At 60.1% G+C, this 17805-nt stretch carries 16 protein-coding genes and 2 tRNA genes; 6 read left to right on the forward strand and 12 right to left on the reverse strand.

Features of this window, described 5'->3' with window-relative positions; translation table 11 throughout:
• Nucleotides 1–2: 2 nt before the first annotated feature.
• The 4 genes from ACIN8IBEIGE_RS13355 to ACIN8IBEIGE_RS13370 all read right to left on the reverse strand — a co-directional run bounded on the left by ACIN8IBEIGE_RS13355 (nucleotide 3) and on the right by ACIN8IBEIGE_RS13370 (nucleotide 1900).
• The gene (locus ACIN8IBEIGE_RS13355) at nucleotides 3–458 is read right to left on the reverse strand and encodes a YkvA family protein (protein ID WP_160015057.1); all 456 of its coding nucleotides are present in this window, start codon (nucleotides 456–458) and stop codon (nucleotides 3–5) included.
• Between the two features lie 370 nt (nucleotides 459–828).
• On the reverse strand, nucleotides 829–1536 hold the full coding sequence (locus ACIN8IBEIGE_RS13360) for an FKBP-type peptidyl-prolyl cis-trans isomerase (RefSeq protein ID WP_090387036.1): 708 nt from the start codon (nucleotides 1534–1536) through the stop codon (nucleotides 829–831).
• Between the two features lie 190 nt (nucleotides 1537–1726).
• Nucleotides 1727–1803, reverse strand: a tRNA-Asp gene (locus ACIN8IBEIGE_RS13365).
• Between the two features lie 21 nt (nucleotides 1804–1824).
• Nucleotides 1825–1900 (reverse strand) — tRNA-Val (locus tag ACIN8IBEIGE_RS13370).
• Nucleotides 1901–2166: 266 nt separating this feature from the next.
• On the opposite strand from ACIN8IBEIGE_RS13370, the gene rdgC reads away from it, so the two are divergent.
• Nucleotides 2167–3087 carry a recombination-associated protein RdgC gene (gene rdgC / locus ACIN8IBEIGE_RS13375; protein ID WP_160015058.1) on the forward strand — a complete coding sequence of 307 codons (921 nt, stop codon included), beginning with the start codon at nucleotides 2167–2169 and terminating at the stop codon, nucleotides 3085–3087.
• 153 nt (nucleotides 3088–3240) lie between these two features.
• A complete protein-coding gene (gene sugE / locus ACIN8IBEIGE_RS13380; protein WP_090387039.1) occupies nucleotides 3241–3555 on the forward strand; it encodes a quaternary ammonium compound efflux SMR transporter SugE in 315 nt (104 codons plus the stop codon).
• A 55-nt stretch (nucleotides 3556–3610) separates the two neighbouring features.
• On the opposite strand, the gene ACIN8IBEIGE_RS13385 is transcribed toward sugE, so the two are convergent.
• The 3 genes from ACIN8IBEIGE_RS13385 to ACIN8IBEIGE_RS13395 form a co-directional block, all read right to left on the reverse strand.
• On the reverse strand, nucleotides 3611–5485 hold the full coding sequence (locus ACIN8IBEIGE_RS13385) for an MFS transporter (RefSeq protein ID WP_160015059.1): 1875 nt from the start codon (nucleotides 5483–5485) through the stop codon (nucleotides 3611–3613).
• 128 nt (nucleotides 5486–5613) lie between these two features.
• A complete protein-coding gene (locus tag ACIN8IBEIGE_RS13390) occupies nucleotides 5614–5943 on the reverse strand; it encodes an AzlD domain-containing protein (protein WP_160015060.1) in 330 nt (109 codons plus the stop codon).
• On the reverse strand, nucleotides 5943–6656 hold the full coding sequence (locus ACIN8IBEIGE_RS13395; RefSeq protein ID WP_160015061.1) for an AzlC family ABC transporter permease: 714 nt from the start codon (nucleotides 6654–6656) through the stop codon (nucleotides 5943–5945). The genes ACIN8IBEIGE_RS13390 and ACIN8IBEIGE_RS13395 overlap by 1 nt, the downstream gene beginning before the upstream one ends.
• Nucleotides 6657–6803: 147 nt before the next feature.
• Between ACIN8IBEIGE_RS13395 and ACIN8IBEIGE_RS13400 the strand changes: the two genes are divergently transcribed.
• On the forward strand, nucleotides 6804–8060 hold the full coding sequence (locus ACIN8IBEIGE_RS13400; RefSeq protein ID WP_160015062.1) for an MgtC/SapB family protein: 1257 nt from the start codon (nucleotides 6804–6806) through the stop codon (nucleotides 8058–8060).
• Here the strand turns inward: ACIN8IBEIGE_RS13400 and ACIN8IBEIGE_RS13405 are convergent.
• Nucleotides 8046–8873, reverse strand: a complete 828-nt coding sequence (locus tag ACIN8IBEIGE_RS13405) for a MerR family transcriptional regulator (protein ID WP_160015063.1) — start codon at nucleotides 8871–8873, stop codon at nucleotides 8046–8048. The two genes, ACIN8IBEIGE_RS13400 and ACIN8IBEIGE_RS13405, sit on opposite strands and share 15 nt — an antisense overlap.
• A gap of 326 nt (nucleotides 8874–9199) precedes the next feature.
• Here ACIN8IBEIGE_RS13405 and ACIN8IBEIGE_RS13410 point away from each other — a divergent pair, with 326 nt between their 5' ends.
• Together ACIN8IBEIGE_RS13410 and ACIN8IBEIGE_RS13415 are read left to right on the forward strand one after the other, a co-directional pair.
• Nucleotides 9200–10159, forward strand: coding sequence for an alpha/beta fold hydrolase (locus ACIN8IBEIGE_RS13410; protein ID WP_160015064.1), 960 nt, complete (start codon nucleotides 9200–9202; stop codon nucleotides 10157–10159).
• An 11-nt stretch (nucleotides 10160–10170) separates the two neighbouring features.
• On the forward strand, nucleotides 10171–11061 hold the full coding sequence (locus tag ACIN8IBEIGE_RS13415) for a metal-dependent hydrolase (RefSeq protein WP_160015065.1): 891 nt from the start codon (nucleotides 10171–10173) through the stop codon (nucleotides 11059–11061).
• 27 nt (nucleotides 11062–11088) lie between these two features.
• Here ACIN8IBEIGE_RS13415 and rmuC read toward each other — a convergent pair whose 3' ends face one another.
• From rmuC to ACIN8IBEIGE_RS13435, 4 genes are all read right to left on the reverse strand, one after another.
• The gene (gene rmuC / locus ACIN8IBEIGE_RS13420) at nucleotides 11089–12453 is read right to left on the reverse strand and encodes a DNA recombination protein RmuC (RefSeq protein WP_178124394.1); all 1365 of its coding nucleotides are present in this window, start codon (nucleotides 12451–12453) and stop codon (nucleotides 11089–11091) included.
• A 420-nt stretch (nucleotides 12454–12873) separates the two neighbouring features.
• A complete protein-coding gene (locus ACIN8IBEIGE_RS13425) occupies nucleotides 12874–13278 on the reverse strand; it encodes a tetratricopeptide repeat protein (RefSeq protein WP_160015066.1) in 405 nt (134 codons plus the stop codon).
• 515 nt (nucleotides 13279–13793) lie between these two features.
• Nucleotides 13794–14546, reverse strand: coding sequence for an RES family NAD+ phosphorylase (locus ACIN8IBEIGE_RS13430; RefSeq protein ID WP_160015067.1), 753 nt, complete (start codon nucleotides 14544–14546; stop codon nucleotides 13794–13796).
• Nucleotides 14547–14684: 138 nt separating this feature from the next.
• On the reverse strand, nucleotides 14685–15053 hold the full coding sequence (locus ACIN8IBEIGE_RS13435) for an antitoxin Xre/MbcA/ParS toxin-binding domain-containing protein (RefSeq protein WP_160015068.1): 369 nt from the start codon (nucleotides 15051–15053) through the stop codon (nucleotides 14685–14687).
• A 148-nt stretch (nucleotides 15054–15201) separates the two neighbouring features.
• Here ACIN8IBEIGE_RS13435 and ACIN8IBEIGE_RS13440 point away from each other — a divergent pair, with 148 nt between their 5' ends.
• Nucleotides 15202–17790, forward strand: coding sequence for a YdbH domain-containing protein (locus tag ACIN8IBEIGE_RS13440; RefSeq protein WP_160015069.1), 2589 nt, complete (start codon nucleotides 15202–15204; stop codon nucleotides 17788–17790).
• Nucleotides 17791–17805: the final 15 nt, after the last annotated feature.

A 17805-nucleotide genomic window follows, 5' to 3' on the forward strand; every position in this document is an offset into this window, starting at 1 on the left:
CGCTACTCCACACGCCCCTGCAGCGGCACGAGCGATTCATCCACATCGGGCAAACGCTCGACTGCCTGCAACACTTCGGGAGCCTGATCCGCTCGCCACTGCTGAAACGCCGCCAGCTCTTCCTGCCAGGTACGTAACACCCAAGCCAGCACAGCCAGGTCATCGACCAGGCCAAATCCCAGTAACCAGTCAGGGATAGCATCCAGCGGCGTGACGAAGTACAGCAACGCTGCCACCACCGCCAGTAACGCCCGAGAATCGATTGCCCGATATTCACCGCGCCACCAAGCCAGACAAAGCGCCTGCAGCTGCTTCAGCTGATCGGCCAATCCAGCAAAGCCATTGCCGAGTTTTTCACGCTTTCGAGCGACCGATAACAGCAACGCCGGTAACCGTCCGGCCTTGAGGAAACGCTTGGCCAAAAACTGGTAACGCGCGAAATTTTTCGGTGTTTTCATCGCCCTCTCCCGGCAACCCCGCGTGCCCGCTGGGCTGGCCATGGTTATCCACTAAAGCTGTGGATAACCTTGTGAACAGTTTCTCGATAACCCTGGCAAACGCCCAGCCCATGCGGCCTCGCCACAGATCGGACATTTTTTGCCCACACAACAAAACTTCATATAAATCAATAATTTAAAAATGGCAAAGGGTTTCTTCAAGAGAGTTACCCTAACCCGTCACGGCCAATCTGGGAAATGTGCATAACCGTAACACCACACGACCTACACACGCTGTTTAAGACCCTCCAATCAAGCAAAAAGTGCCGATTGCGATCCGTAGAAACGACAACGCCCCGTCGAGACGGGGCGTTGCAGGAAACGCTAGAAATTACTCTTGAGTGGCTGCGTCTTTGATCGCAATCAGCTCCAGATCAAACACCAGCACCGAATTGGCTGGAATCGCCGGAGTCGGGCTCTGCTCGCCGTAAGCCAACTCACTTGGGATGTACAGTTTGTACTTCTCGCCCACGTGCATCAGCTGCAGACCTTCAACCCAGCCAGGGATCACGCCGTTAACCGGCAGATCAATCGGGCTACCGCGCTCAACCGAGCTGTCGAACACGCTGCCATCGGTCAGCTTGCCTTCGTAGTGAACAGTCACCACGTCAGTGGCTTTCGGCTGAGCGCCGTCGGCCTTCTTCACAACTTCATACTGCAGGCCGGAAGCGGTGGTGGTCACGCCGTCACGCTTGGCGTTGTCTTCGAGGAACTTCTTGCCGGCTTTGGCCGACTCTTCATTCAGCGCAACCATGCGCTCTTCGGCACGTTTCTGCAGGAAGGCAAAGGCTTCAATCAGCTCTTCGTCTTTCAGGCGCTGTTCTTTCTTGCCAATGGCGTCTTCGATGCCTTGGGCAACGGCGTTGGAATCCAGGTCATCCATGCCTTCCTGAGCCAGGCTTTTGCCCATGTTCAGGCCGATACCGTAGGACGCTTTCTGTGCAGGGGTTTCCAGAGTGATTTCGCTGGTTTGCGAGTCGCAACCTGCGAGAACCAAACCTACCAGGGCGACCGCCGCTGCTAAACGATGCTGTTTCATGCTTGTTCCTTGTCCGGTGCGCCCTAGGGCTAATGGTGTGAAAGCGCGAGCTTAGCAGGCTGCTGCGATCACTGGCTACCGTGTTAGGAGGCAGAAAATGCGTATAAGTTCAGATGTTTAGCTGATTATTGAGAAAGGATTTTGCGAGGTATTGCGACGTGTCACAGAGGGGATGAAGCGAGGAGAAAAATGGCGCAGCGGACGGGACTCGAACCCGCGACCCCCGGCGTGACAGGCCGGTATTCTAACCGACTGAACTACCGCTGCGCGTAACTTCAAAAAGCGAGTTGGTGGGTGATGACGGGATCGAACCGCCGACCCTCTGCTTGTAAGGCAGATGCTCTCCCAGCTGAGCTAATCACCCTTCACTCTCGAAGTGGGGCGCATTCTAGAGAGCGATCCGCACCTTGGCAAGCACTGTTTTGAAAATTTTTTATTGATGCAGCAAAGGCTTAGCGCAGACTTGGCCTCAGGCACCGCTCAAGGGAATAATGCGCCCCCAATGCAACGCACAGGTTGCCCAACGGGTCATAGCGCTGCGGCCAACCTGAAACAGCACCCGCATAGGGTACTGACGACTTGTGATACCTGCCGTTGCCGGCAGGTCTGTTAATGGAGATACACCCTCTTATGTGGTTTCGTAACCTGCTGGTCTATCGCCTCACCCAGGACATCCCATTTGATGCCGAGGCACTCGAAACGGCCCTCTCAGCCAAACCGGCCCGCTCGTGCGCCAGCCAGGAGCTCAGCACCTATGGCTTTATCGCGCCCTTTGGCAAAGGCGGCGATGCGCCACTGGTACATGTCAGTGGTGATTTCCTGCTGATCGCAGCACGCAAGGAAGAACGCATCCTGCCCGGCAGCGTGGTGCGCGATGCGCTGAAGGACAAGGTCGACGAGATCGAAGCCGAGCAGATGCGCAAGGTCTACAAGAAGGAGCGCGACCAACTCAAGGACGACATCGTGCAGACCTTCCTGCCACGCGCCTTTATCCGCAAATCCGCCACCTTTGCCGCTATCGCGCCGAAACAGGGTCTGATCCTGGTCGACTCGGCCAGCGCCAAGCGTGCTGAAGACCTGCTGTCGACCCTGCGTGAAGCCATCGGCTCGCTGCCGGTGCGCCCACTGACCGTGAAGATCGCACCAAGCGCGACCCTCACCGACTGGGTCAAGGTGCAACAAGCAGCTCCGGACTTCCACGTGCTGGATGAATGCGAACTGCGCGACACCCATGAAGATGGCGGCGTGGTGCGCTGCAAGCGCCAGGACCTGACCAGCGACGAGATCCAGTTGCACATGAGCGCGGGCAAGCAGGTCACCCAACTGTCCCTGGCCTGGCAGGACAAGCTGTCCTTCGTGCTCGACGACAAACTGGTAGTCAAGCGCCTGCGCTTCGAAGACCTGCTACAGGATCAAGCCGAACAGGACGGTGGCGACGACGACCTCGGCCAGCAGGATGCCAGCTTCACCCTGATGATGCTGACCCTGGTGGACTTCCTCCCGGCGCTGTTCGAAGCCCTGGGCGGCGAAGAGATTCCGCAGGGGATCTAAACCATTGGACAGCCGCAGAGAAACAGACCACTGGTCCTCTGCGGCTTGCCCTACCCCTGCCAATGTGCAAAATACTGCACAGCGTGAGGACGACCTCACCACTCTACGAGTTATCACCACGGGACGGCCCCTCTATCTGTTTTGGAGGTTTGTATGTCCTGGTTCATTTTGCTGTTGGCCGGCCTGTTCGAAGTAGGCTGGGCTGTTGGCCTGAAATACACCGACGGCTTTACCCGCCCTCTCCCCACTCTACTGACTGTTGCGGCGATCATCGTCAGCCTGGCACTGCTTGGCCTGGCCATGAAGGAGTTGCCGCTGGGCACCGCCTATGCGATCTGGACCGGTGTCGGCGCTGTAGGTACGGTGATTGCCGGCATCATGCTGTTTGGCGAGGCGGTGACGCTGCTGCGTATCGCCAGCGTGGCACTGATCGTTTGCGGCCTGATCGGGCTAAAACTCAGCCACTAGCCACTCAAAACGCACAAAAAGCCCGCCAATTGGCGGGCTTTTTCATCCCTGCGGTTTAACGCCGCTCACCTCGCAACTCAGCCACCTGAGCCTGCAGCAACTCACGCTTGGCCAACTCGGGTGCTACCGGCGTACCGGCCACCAGAGTGATGCGTGACCACAGGCGCTTGAACAAGCCCTTGTGCGGATCGCGACTGAAGAAGCTGCCCCACAAGCCCTGCAGCGCCATGGGAATCACCGGTACCGGGTTGGCCTCGACGATGCGCTCAATGCCGTTCTTGAACTCATTCAGTTCGCCATCGGTGGTCAGTTTGCCCTCAGGGAAGATGCACACCACTTCGCCATTGCGCAGGTATTCGGCGATTTTTTTGAACGCGGCGTCGTAGATCAGCAGGTCTTCGTTGCGCCCAGCAATAGGCACGGTGCCAGCGGTGCGGAAGATAAAGTTGAGCACCGGCAGGTTGTAGATCTTGTAATACATGACAAAGCGTACCGGCCGGCGTACCGCACCACCGATCAGCAGCGCATCGACAAACGACACGTGGTTGCACACCAGCACCGCCGCACCCTCATCAGGAATAGCCTCCAGCCCCTTGTGCTCCACCCGGTACATCGAGTGACTGAGCAGCCAGATCATAAAGCGCATGCTGAATTCGGGAACGATCTTGAAGATGTAGCTGTTGACCGCGATGTTCATCAGCGAAATGGTCAGGAACAGCTGCGGAATCGACAATTCGGCAACGCTGAGAAACAGGATCGAGACAATTGCCGAAATCACCATAAACAGCGCATTGAGAATGTTGTTGGCGGCAATCACCCGTGCCCGCTCATGCTCCACCGTGCGCGACTGGATCAACGCATACAGCGGCACGATGTAGAAACCGCCAAACAGACCAATACCGAGAATCGAGCCGAGAATCCACCAAGCCTGGCTATAGCTCAGCACAGACAGCCAGTCGTGGTTTTCTGCGGCCTCAGGGAAGCCACCGGAGAACCACCAGAGCATGATGCCGAACAGGGTCAGGCCGATAGAGCCGAACGGCACCAGGCCGATTTCCACCTTGTGTCCACTCATGCGCTCACAGAGCATCGAGCCCAGTGCGATACCGACCGAGAACACGGTGAGAATCAGCGTCACCACGCTTTCATCGCCGTACAGCCACTCTTTGGCATAGGCCGGAATCTGCGTCAGGTACACCGCGCCGAGAAACCAGAACCAGGAGTTACCCACCAGCGAGCGCGACACCGCCGGACGCTGGCCCAGGCCGAGTTTCATGATCAGCCAGGACTGACGCAGGATGTTCCAATCCAGCTTGAGCTGCGGCATGGCCGCCGACGCCACGGGAATGCCGCGACTGGCCAGATAGCCAAACACTGCCACCAGCACCACACAGGCGGCGACGATATGCGCATAACCGCTGCTGGCCATGATGATGCCCGCACCAATGGTGCCGGCGAGGATGGCCAGGAAGGTGCCCATCTCGACCAGTGCGTTGCCGCCCACCAGCTCCTGCTCTTCAAGGTGCTGCGGCAAAATCGAATACTTCACCGGGCCGAACAACGCCGACTGCGTGCCCATGGCAAACAGCACCGCGAGCATCATGGGCAGGTTGCCGAGCAACACGCCGACAGCACCGAGCAGCATGATCACGATTTCGGCGAACTTGATCTTGCGGATCAGCGAATCCTTGGCGAATTTCTCACCAAACTGGCCGCCGAGGGCCGAGAACAGGAAAAACGGCAGGATAAACAACAGCGCACAGAGGTTGATCAGCAAGGCCTTGTCAGCCCCGGAACTGATCTTGAACAAAATGGCGAGAATCAGTGATTGCTTGAAGATGTTGTCGTTGAAAGCACCCAACAGCTGGGTGATAAAAAACGGCAAAAAGCGCTTTTTACCCAGCAATGCGAATTGTGATTGTTCGGTCATCGTCCGTGTACCTGTCTGCAGTGGCCAAGCGGGTTGTCAGGCATTTGACTGCAAGAACACCTCACAAAGCCACAGCGAAACCTGCCTTTTGCTGCATTTTCTACAAATCCAGGCGGCAAAAAACCTGCTTACAGGGGCAACTGACCCAACAACCAACGCACGATAAAGAACACCAGCAGGCCGCCGCCGATGGTAGCCAGCAGATGCCGGGTCAGCGCGGCGATGGCAATAGTCGCCAACCCTGCCAACAGGTAGGCATTGTCAAGGCTGAACGCCCAGTGCTGGCCATCGGGAATCAGCATGCCCGGCAGCACGATGGCGCTCAGTACGGCGGTCGGCACGTAATGCAGGCCCTGGCGCACCAACGGCGGGAAACGCAGATCGGGAAAGGCAAACAGGCTGTAGCGAATCGCAAAAGTGATCAGCGCCATACCAAGAATTAGCAACCAGATAGCCATCACGCACCCTCCCCGACAGTCACCGGCATTGTGCGTTGCTCCAACCATACGCCGACCGCAATGCCACTCAGCGCAGCCGCCATTAGCCCCAATTTATAGGGCCAGGCATGGCACAGCAGCTCCACCGCACCGGCTACCAAAGCGGCAGCAATCTGCGGCTGGTTGCGCAGCGCCGGCACCACAATGCCGATAAAGGTCGCCAGCATGGCGAAGTCCAGCCCCCAACCCGCGAGGTTCGGCACGCTCTGGCCAAACAACGCACCGACCAGCGAGCTGGACACCCAGGACAGGTATAACGCCAATGCCACGCCAGCGTGATACCACTGGCCGTGCTCGGTCATGCCGCGCGCCAGATACCGGCGCTGCACCACGGCAAAGGTTTCATCGGTCAGGCCGAACGCCAACGGCACCCGCCAGCGCTGCGGCAGCTTGCCGACATAAGGCTGCAGCGCCGCGCTGTAGAGCACATGGCGCAGATTGACCACCAAGGTGGTGAGCAGAATCACCACCGCGCCGCTGCCCAGGGTCAGCAGGCTGATGGCAATAAACTGCGCTGAGCCGGCATACACCAGTAGGGACATACCCAGCGCCTGCCCCAGACTCAGCCCGGCCAGGCTGGCCAACGCGCCATAGATCAGACCAAACGGCAGAATGCCGACAATCATCGGGATACTGTCGCGAACTCCATAGATAAACTGCTGTAAACGGCTCATTCGCCCTCCTTTGCTGCATAGCCTGACGCATCGCGGCTGCGGCGTCTTGAACAATCTTGCGCAGCACTGCGCCGTAGACTGACCTGCCGCAATACAGCCCAACACCCACTGGCTAGACTGCCAGCATTGCCCGCCCAGGATCTACTCATGCCGGAAGCCCTCGACACCCTGCTGAATTTCGCCAGCGCCCTGGCCGCAGGCCTGCTGATTGGTGCCGAACGCGGCTGGCAGGGACGCAATACCGAGGACACCCAGCTGGTCGCAGGGATTCGCACCTTTGCCCTGAGCAGCCTGCTCGGCGCCTTTGCCATGCTGCTCGGTGAGCATTTCGGCGTTATCGCCTGGGCGGTGATCTTCAGCGGTTTCGCCCTGCTGGTGGTGGCTTCCTACTTTGGCGAACTGCAACGCCTGGGTGATATGGGCCTGACCAGCGAGGTGGCGCTGCTGATCACTTTCCTGCTCGGCAGCCTGGCCATGGCCGGTTATGCCGGGCTGGCGGCGGCCGGCGCGGTGGCGGTTGCACTGCTACTAAGCCTCAAGCAGTCGCTACACGGTGCCCTGCAGCGACTCAGCGAGGCGGAACTGTCAGGCGCACTGAAGCTGCTATTTATTTCCCTGGTGCTGCTGCCGGCGCTGCCCAACCAAGGCTACGGTCCGTGGCAGGCCTTCAACCCCTACGCCATCTGGTGGATGGTGGTGCTGATCGCCAGCATTGGCTTTGCCGCCTATGTGGCGATTCGCCTGATCGGCATGCGTCATGGCCTGCTGATTACCGCATTGCTCGGCGGCATGGTGTCGTCCACGGCGATGACCGTGACCCTGGCGCGCCTGGCCCCGGGGCGTAACCTGCAAGCGATTCTGGCCTGCGGCCTGCTCGCCACCTCGGCGCTGATGTTTCCACGGGTACTGCTGGAGGTCGGCCTGGTCAACGCCAGCCTGTTGCCACAGCTGGTCTGGCCGCTGGGCATCGCCACTCTGGTGTATGCCGCTGGCGCGCTGCTGTACTTCCGCCGCGCCGGCACGGAAAACGAAGAGCAGGCCGAACCGCCGCTGAAAAACCCCTTTGAACTGGGCCCGGCGCTGCGCTTTGCCGCGTTACTGGCGTTGATTCTATTGATGGTTGAAGCCGCACAGCACTGGCTGGGTGATGTCGGCGTTTATCTGGTGGCGTGGCTTTCGGGGCTGGCCGATGTGGATGCCATTACCCTATCGCTGGCGCGCAGCGCCAAGGGTGAACTGGATGCCCAGGTCGCCGTGCAGGGAATTTTTCTCGCAGCGCTGAGTAACAGCCTGGTCAAAGGCTTTCTGGTCGCGCTGATCGGTGGCCGCAAGCTGGCATTGATGACCCTGCCGGTGATGGCTGCCGGCCTGCTGGTCGGCGCGGCGGTTTTACTGCTGCTTTGAAGGGGCGACGCGCAGAAAACCTTCCAGCAACTTATGCACCCGCTCGCTCAACTCGCGATTGGCCGCCTCGGGCAGACTGCGCGCCAGCTCGGCCACGACGACCTGCTCCACCAAGGGGCGCAGTTGCAGCAACTGCGCACTGAGCCGCTCAAGATCAGCGGCATGCGGCAAATCACTGTGCAACAGCGGGTTAACCAGCTGCTGGGTAATCATCGTGACAATGCCCGTGGCCACCTGTTGCACATGCCCGCGAATGGCTGCCAGTTCATCGAGTAACGCCGGCAAAGGAATACCGGCGCGGTACAACTCAAGCCCGGCGGCAAACAGTTTGGGGCTGGGTACGCGCAGATGGTCGCCGGCAAACTCCAGCAGACCGAGGGCCAGGGCCCGCTCAATGACCTGGTCATCCAGCACCTCACCGAACAGCGCCTGCAGCTGCGCAAATGACAGCTGCTCGGCCTGCTCCGGCTGCCCAGGCCCTTGGATGGCCTGCTCCAGCCCCAGCACATGGGCCAAGTCGCGACCCTGAGCCCAGGCTTCGAACAGCTCGCGAATGCTGGCGATGCTGTAACCACGCTCCAGCAACTGGCCGATCAGCTTCAGCCGCGCCAGGTGCTCGCCGTTGTAGATCCCCAGCCGGCCTCGCCGCTCCGGCGGCGGCAATAGCCCCTGATCCTGATAAGCGCGCACATTACGCACGCTGGTCTGCGCGGCCTGGGCCAGATCATCGACCCGATATTCGACGGACACCGCCTCCACCACAGGGGCGGCGCTGCCTAATAAACGCTGGAGAAAAGCAGAGGCTGTTTGCATGGCGGCGATCATAGCCGCACGAGCAACCGGCCAACAACCGCCCCAACCAAGGGCTGGACTTACCCTACCCAACGGCTCAATCGGCCCTGCACAGCCCGCGCAAAGCCCTGTTGCAGAAGGCTTTCAGCTATCTAAGTAACACCGTAACAGGACCTGCAATGAGTTCAGCCGATGACTAGGCAGAGACGTCCCGAGCACCCAACAATAACCGTGACATCAAATGATGTAACGATCATCCAGACAATTCGGAGACGCTGCATGCCCATCGACCTCGCCTTTATCACCCTGTATTACTCACTACCCCTCGCTCTGCATCAGGCAACCGTATGAACGCGCCCGCCGTGTTGCCGAACGACGGACTGCAAGCCGAACAGCTGTGGGTTCAGGGCGATGGTGTACAGCTGGCGGCCTATCGCTGGGGTAAGCCGGACGGCCCGACTCTGCTGCTGGTGCACGGCTACCCGGATAACCATGAAATCTGGCTGCCATTGGTACGCGAGCTGGCCGCCGACTATCAGATCATTGCATACGACGTGCGCGGCTTTGGCGCCTCGGATATTCCACGCAAGCGCCTGGACTATCACCTGGCAAAACTGGCCAATGATCTGGAAACGGTGATCAAGGCCCTCAGTCCCGAGCAGCCGGTGCATCTGGTGGCTCATGATTGGGGCTCGATTCAAGCCTGGGAAGCAGTCACCGAACCACGCATGCAACCTCTGCTGGCCTCCTACACCAGCATCTCCGGACCTTGTCTGGACCATGTCGGCCACTGGATGCGCGACAAACTCAAGCAGAAGACTCCGCGCGCACTGCTGCAGGTGCTCGGCCAACTGCTCAGCTCCTGGTACATCGCCCTGTTCCACACGCCATTACTGCCCGAGCTGACCTGGCGCATGGGCCTGGACCGCGCCTGGCCTGGCCTGCTGCGCAAAGTCGAAGGCTTGCGCAATGTCGCGGTCAGCAGCAGCCAGCGCTCCGACGGTGTACACGGGGTCAAGCTGTACCGCGCCAACTTTATCCGCAGCCTGTTCACGCCACGCCTGCGTCATACCCAGGTGCCGGTGCAACTGATCGTGCCGACCCGCGACCGCTTCGTCCGCCCGCAACTGTTCGACCAGTTGCAGCATTGGGCGCCCAGGCTACAGCAGCGCGAGGCAAATGCCGGGCATTGGCAACTGCTGACTGAGCCACAACAGCTGGCCAAGTGGCTGCGTGAGTTCACCACCCATATCCACAGCGAGGCCGCCAGCACCGAGCCTGCCAGCCAGAACCTGGCAGGACGATAAGGAGAATCGAGATGAGCGAACAGCACCGCCTGGAACAACGCAAAGTACGCTTCGACTTTGCCAACACGCCACTGCACTGGGTGCCGAACGAGCCAGAAGCCTCGCACATCATGAACAGCCTGCACCTGATCCTGCCGGCTGGGGAATTCTGGTTCTGCCGGGTCTATAACAAGGCCCTACCACTGGTCTGCGACCCGCAGTTGCGCGAAGACGTACAAGGCTTCGTCAAACAGGAGGCGCAACATGCCCGCGCCCACGACAGCGCACTGACGCCCTACCTGCTGCGCCATGGCATTGATCCGACGCCCTTTACCAGACCAATCCACTGGCTATTCGAGCGCGTGCTGTGCGACTTTCCCCTCGGCAACAACGCCATCAGTCGCGCCCTGCAGCCCTGGTGGCTGCGTCAGCGGGTCGGCCTGATCGCCGCAGTGGAGCACTTCACCTGCGTGCTGGGCGACTGGATCATCACCACCCGCAGCCTCGACCATGCTGACCCGGTAATGCTCGACCTGCTGCGCTGGCACGGCGCCGAAGAAGTCGAGCACCGCAGCGTGGCCCACGATCTACACGTACATATTGGCGGCAGTCTGCTGATGCGCTGGGTGTATATGATGATTGCCACGCCGGCGCTGATCTTTCTGTTCAGCAGCGGAATGAAAATCATGATGCGCCAGGACCCGGTCACCCGCTACCGGCCAGGCTTTCTGCGCCTGTGGTACCACCTGGGCAAGCGTGGTCTGTTGCCCCGCATGGGTAGCATCGGCCGTTCGGTGGTGCGCTATTTCAACCCCAGCTATCACCCGCGCAGCGAAGGCGATATCCGCGTGGCGCTGAATTACCTGGCTAACTCACCGGCGGCGCAACGCGCGGCAGCTGAACAAGCCCAGGTCAGGGCCTGACAACTCGCCAACGAACAGAAGAGCGCTCTACTCGGCCGCCTCATCCTCCAGCACCCTCACCCCGGCCGCCTGCTCGAGTAGTTCGGCAGGCAGGCTTTTGCTGGCGCGGGCGCCGAGCAGTTTGAGGTTTTCCACACGACTGATGATATTTCCGCGCCCCTCGCAGAGCTTGTTGCGTGCGCCGACATAGGCTTTGTCCAGCTGCTGCAGGCGCGCCCCCATTTCATCCAGATCCTGAATAAAGGCGACGAACTTGTCGTACAGCGCACCCGCGCGCTCGGCAATCTCGCGGGCGTTCTGGCTCTGCCGCTCCTGTCGCCACAGGCTGTCGATCACCCGCAGGGTGGCCAGCAGCGTGGTCGGGCTGACGATGACGATATGTTGATCAAAGGCCTCCTGAAACAGCCCGGGGTCGGCCTGCAACGCCGCCGCAAAGGCCGCCTCGATCGGTACGAACAGCAACACGAAATCCAGGCTGTGCAGGCCCTCCAGGCGCTGGTAGTCCTTGAGCGACAAGCCCTTCAAGTGACTGCGCAGCGACAGCACATGCTGCTTGAGCGACAGCTGCCGGCTGGCGTCGTCCTCTGCGGCAATATATTGCTGGTACGCGGTAAGGCTGACCTTGGCGTCCACCACCACCTGCTTGTCGCCCGGCAGCTGGATCAGCACATCGGGCTGGAAGCGTTCACCGTCGGCGCTCTTCAGGCTGACCTGGGTCTGGTACTCACGCCCCTTCTCCAGGCCGGCGTGCTCCAGCACCCGCTCCAGCACCAGCTCGCCCCAGTTGCCCTGGGTTTTCTGGCCCTTGAGGGCACGGGTCAGGTTGGTCGCTTCATCGCCCAAACGCTGGTTGAGTTGCTGCAGACGCTCCAGCTCCTTGCCCAGAGAAAAGCGCTCACGGGCTTCCTGCTGATAACTTTCCTCCACGCGCTTTTCGAAGGACTGAATGCGTTCCTTGAGCGGGTCAAGCAACTGGCCGAGCTGCTGCTGGCTGGCTTCGGCAAAACGCTGCTCGCGCTCATCGAAGATCTTCCCGGCCAGTTCGGCAAATTGCGCGCGTAGTTCATCGCGCGAGCCTTGCAGGTCGCTCAGACGCTGTTGATGGCTGTCCTGCTGTTCTTTGAGTTCGGCGCTGAGGGCCGCCCGTTGAGCATCCAGGCGGCGGATTTCAGACTCCTGCTGTTCGCGCTGGCTGGCCCAGGCCTGGGCTGCTTCGCGGGCAATCTGGCGCTCCTGCTGCAGCAAGTCGGCCTCACGGCGCAACGCCGCCAACTCGGCCTGCTGATCAGCCTTGATCTCGCTGATCTCGGCGACTTCCTCGCGGCAATCATCCAGCTGCGCCGCGAGGCCGGTCTGCGCGAGCTGCGCATTACTCAAGCGTTCCTGTAGCAGGCTGAATTCCAGCTGCTGACTGGCCAAACGGCGTTGCAGCGACCAGGCCATATAAAGAAGAGGAAGTGCTGCGGCGGCAAACCCGAGCAGCGCAGGTGCCAACGCGACGGACAGATCGATAGGCATAAGCAACTCCGCAGAAAAATACTGGCAGTATAACCAGTATTCTTACAGAGCGGCCCATTGCGTCAGAGCCTGCTCAAAGTATCGCGAGCGAGTGCCATGCAAGGCGCTACGTTAGTAACAGCCAACGGCTGGTCCTTAGGGTGAGCGCAGCGAATCAAGCGAAGTGTACTTTTGTACAAGAGCATTACTCGTTTCACTCGCCCTTCGGGTCGCCTGAAGCGCGTTAACCGCAGCGGCTTGCCGAACCTGTTTTTAACGCGCCAGGGCCGACGCGCAGCAGACTTTGAGTTGGCTCTAGAGCTGTTTAAGCAGTTGCTGCGCCTCTGGCGAACCCTGCCCCGCTGCCAGCTCCAGCCAGTGGCGGGCCTGCTGCGGTTCATTGTTGCGCGGCTGACTATAGAGTTGGCCGAGCTCCAGCTGGGCCCCCATATCACCGGCGCGGGCGGCCTGGCGCAGCAGTTCAAAACCGATGCGCCGATCACGTGGGTTACCGCAATCACGGCAGAGCATTTGCCCAAGCCGACTCTGTGCCTGCACTACGCCCTGCAATGCAGGTTGCTTGAGCAGGTGGCCAGCAAAGCGTTTGACGCTGGGGGCATGACCGAGTCGAGGGCTGTCCAGTAGCCAGAGTGCCACACGGGTGGGCAGGCGAGGAGCAGTGGTTGCAGCGATAGGTAGTCGAGTGATTGCGCGAGGCATAAAAAGCAGCGGTAGCCGGAAAGGCGCGCAACTCTACTCCTTTTTTCGCCAAGGTAAAGCCTTGCAACAAAGCCTCAGACGGCGACCTAGAGCAAGCGCTCGGGTTAATCCACAGAAGCTGTGGATAACTTCGTGGATAACATGGGAGCAAGCGGCCTCAGCGCCTATGGTGTGGGGCCCAAGGTCAAACTGGTGATTTTTTCACCAGCGCAAAAAACCCATATATTTCATTGACTTATAAAATCAATAAAAAGAATCAAGGGTTTACGTCAAGCACTGCATCCTGCTTGACAAGGCGCATCGCAATTGTGCACAAGTCGCTGCGTCACGCCGTCGCACTGCCCTTTTTCAGGGCAAAACGCCCTGAAAAAGCCGCCCTGTATAGGGTCTGATGCCGTTTCGCTCGCGGCCGCGCCGGTGCCTGTTTTAGCGCGAGGCAAGGCACGAGACACGAAGTTTGGTTGTTCCAAATGAGTGTCGAGAAATGCAGTATCGCGCTAAAACAGGCTCGGCCCCTAAGCCGGGCGCGGTAGGCGACCATCCACCTGATAAGCATCCAGGCGAAAGACTCTAGGGGTGTCCGGAACCTGGGCATTCTTGAAGGCGACATAGTCGTCGGTGGTTTCGCACAGCCAGCTCAGCAGGTTACGCGGGCGCTTTTCTGCCAACGCGCCTGGAACGAATAGCGCAACGTTGTTGCCCTTCTGCGGGCAGCGCGCCGAACGGTACTCGAACGCCGCAACCCCTGCCCCGCGCATGGCTGCACCCAATGCCTGGCAAGGCTGATAATCGCTGGCATGACAGAGTTCGGCCTGGAAATCCGCAAACGGCGGATGCTGCAACTGAATGCCGCGCTCAACCTGATAGCGCGCCTCGAAGGTGCAATGCTCGGACAGGATGCGCCCGCTGGGTGGCGCAATGCTCATGCCATCCCAGAGCAGAAAGCGGTAATACGCCGCCTCGGCCATGGCGGTGTCGATGCGCAGCGCGCCATAGAACAGGCTCGGCTCGTGCACCGAACCAAAGCGCGAGCCCCAGCGCAGCGGCGGATAACGGAACGGGGTTTTCAGCAGGTAATGCAACGGCTCGGCATTCTGCGGCAGCGGCGGCTTGCTGGTTTCCAGCAACTCTTCAAGCAGCGCCTGTTCGGCAAGGGTATCGACCAATTGCAAAGTGGCGACCTGGGCCTGGCTCTCGACCAGACGCACCAGGCGCCCACGCAGCGGTTTGATCTGAGCCGGGCCTTGGCAGTGTTGCCAGATATCCATGGTGGCGTTGTCCTTAACTTTTATTATTGTTGGCTACTGCGCTTCAAGCTTGCTGTTTAGAAGCTGTTTAGGGCCTCGCGAGCTAGAGTCCTGTTTTTAACGCTGCAGGGCCGACGCGCAGCAGGTCATAAACAGGTTCTAGCCTTTGCCACGAATCGCATCGAGATACTCCACCACCCGCACCAGCCCCTGCACCTGCATCATCAGGGATAAGGGCGGTGCATCCAGATGGCGGTTGTCGGTGCGCAGAAAATGCTGCATATCCGGCAAATTGCCGCCAAACAGGGCAAACAGCGAGCGGTATACGCGGATTAGCAGCAGGGCCAATTCACCGGTCTTGCTGTGCACGCGCAGGCCACCCTCAGCCCAGCGCGAGATCGCTGTACGGTGTACGCCAATGATGTCCGCCAGTTCCTGCTGAGTCAGGCCCAGCTGTTCACGGGTATTGAGCAGCGCCTTGGCCAGCACCGCATCGGCGTCGGCAACCGGTCGAATCAATGCGCTCATCACGGCCTCCTACTATCACAATGTCTGTTTACAGCAAAAATAACACTAAATGCTGCAATTACACAGAACAGAATAACCTGTGATTGGCAGCCTGCCAGACATGGGTTAACGTCCTGCCACGCAACTCCCCCACTATGGATCAGTGCTTATGCCCAGCCGGCGCACCTGGCTGCGACTTATCAGTTGCCTGGTTTTACTGCTCGTCCTGCTTGGCGCTTACGGCTACCTGAGCCTGAATCGTCTGCTCGAACGCGAGCAGATCGAAAATCTCGAATGGCGCGGTCTGGGCCTATCCACCCAGGGCATACAGCTTGAACAGCTCAGCCTGCAGCACCCCAGCGGCGCAGTGCAGCTGCAACAGGTGCAATTGCGCTGGAGCGGATTCAGCCTGGCGCCGCCCTTCTGGCAGCAGGTGCAGATCACCGGCCTGCAACTGAATCTGCCCTCTCAAGCCGAGCCTGCAGCTGACGACAGTACGGATTTTGAGGTGCCGCTGGAGCAGCTCGCCGCCGTTATCAGCCTCTTGCCGCAACGCGTGCAGCTCGATGCACTGCAGATCGAGCTGCCCTGCGCCGACACGCGCTGCCAGCTGCTCGGCGATCTGCTGCTACGCAAAGACGCCGCACAGCTTGATGCGCAGCTCAACCTGCAACATCAGCAGGACCAGCTGAGCTGGCACGCACAACTACAAGGCGACTCCACAACTGCAGTGCTGCAGCTGAGCCTGGCGATCAATCAACAAGCGCAACTGCAGCTCAGCAGCAGCTTGCAACAGAGTGCCGCCGGGCAACTCTGGCAAGGTGATTTCACCGGCGATCTGCAGCAAAGCGCGGTGCTACAGAGCTGGCTTAGCCAATGGCTGCCCAACGCCGCAGGCACGCTGCCTGAGGCTCCGACGGCAGCGCAGCTAAAGGCAAGTTGGCAACTGCAGCTTGCACCTGGCCCACTTAACGTGGCGCAACTGCAGCAGGCCAGCGGCCAGTTACAGGCCCGCGCCAACCTGCCAGAGCCCTGGCCCATTCCCGCTATCGGTCAGTTGCAGGGCAGCTTCGATCTCTCCGCCAAGGCGCTGGATGGGCAGTGGCTGGCCGATAGCCTGAGTGCCGACCTCAACCTCAAGCAGATTGCCAATGACCTTATCAGTGGCGTACCCGCGAAACTGCATCCCGAAGCGCTGCAGCTAACAATCCAGGCCACGCAAACGCCCGAAAACCTGGCATCACAACTGGTTGGTCGCGCCCTGCCCCTGCAACTGCTGTTAAAGGGCCAGGGGCGCAACCAATTCGAGCTGCGAGGAACGCTGGCCCTGGCCAAAGGCTTGCCCTGGGGCTTGCAGCTGCTGGACGGCAGCCTTAACGCATCCACCCAGGCATTTCAGCTGGAGGGCTGGAAAATCGGCGCACTGCAGACGCAGCTGCAACTCGACGTTTTTCTGGATGCACAGCAGTTGGATCTCGTCCTCGGCAAAGGCTCACAGCTCAGCCTGCAGCACCTGTGTAGTGCGTCTGTTCAGGCGCAGCAACTCAAGGCCAGCAGCAGTGAGCTGCAACTGCAGGCAAAACTGGCGGCAGGCGCGCTGCTCGACTGGCAGCTAAAAGGACCTCTCGACCTCAGTGCGCAGCTGCAGCATGAGCAATTGCAGCCACAGCGCTGGTACTGGCAAGGCCCTTTGACTGCCAACCAACTGCAGGCGGAGCTGGACGGCACACTGCACAACGATGCCGGCCTGCAACTCAAGCTGCAGGCACAACACAGCAGCGCCAAGGGCCTAAGCCTGCAAGCACAACTGGCGGAGCTGTTTCTGCGCAGCGGCAACCCTTTAAAAGGCAGCTTCACGGCATGGCCAGCCCTGCTGGAGCTGAACAACGGTCGCCTGAATGCCAGCGCCAGCCTGACCCTCGCCAGTGATCAACAGATGCCCACGCTCAAACTCGAACTCACCGGCAAGGGCCTGGGCGGGATTTATGACCGCACCGCATTGGAGGGGCTGGATAGCCGTATCAATGTGCGAGTCGACCCCAAACAGCTGCAGCTTGAGTTGAGCGAGCTGCGCCTGGCCCAGGCCAACCCCGGCATACCGCTAGGCCCGCTGCAGCTCAGCGGCAGCTACAGCGCCGCCCTGCAAACACCGACCCAAGGCCAGCTACAGCTGCGCCAGGCCGAAGCGGCGCTGATGGGCGGCAAGCTGCAACTGGCACCCGGACAATGGAGCCTGGCCGCCGAACCGCTGCTATTTCCCGTACAGGTGCAGGGCCTGGAACTTGAGCAGCTGTTTATCCTCTATCCCACAGAGGGCCTGGCGGGTACCGGTACCCTCGATGGTCGTCTGCCGCTGCAGATTAGCAGCCAGGGCGTGACCATCGAACAAGGCCAACTCAGCGCACGCGCACCGGGCGGCAAACTGCAGTTCCACTCCGAACGTATCCGCGCCCTCGGCCGCAGCAACCCAGCGATGCAGCTGGTGACCCAATCGCTAGAGGATTTTCGCTTTACGACTCTGAGCAGCCAGGTCAACTACGATCAGCAAGGCAAGTTGGCTCTGGCCATGCGCCTGGAGGGACAGAACCCGGCCATCGAACAAGGCCGACCGATCCACTTCAATATCAACCTGGAAGAAGACATTCCGACCCTGCTGGCCAGCCTGCAACTGACCGACAAAGTCAGCGATATCATCAAGCAGCGTGTGCAACAGCGTATGCTGGAACGCAATGCCAAAACGGCCCCGACAGAGCCATGACCAAGGAGAAGCGCC

It is taken from the genome of Pseudomonas sp. 8BK (assembly GCF_902506475.1).
Taxonomy (GTDB): domain Bacteria; phylum Pseudomonadota; class Gammaproteobacteria; order Pseudomonadales; family Pseudomonadaceae; genus Aquipseudomonas; species Aquipseudomonas anguilliseptica.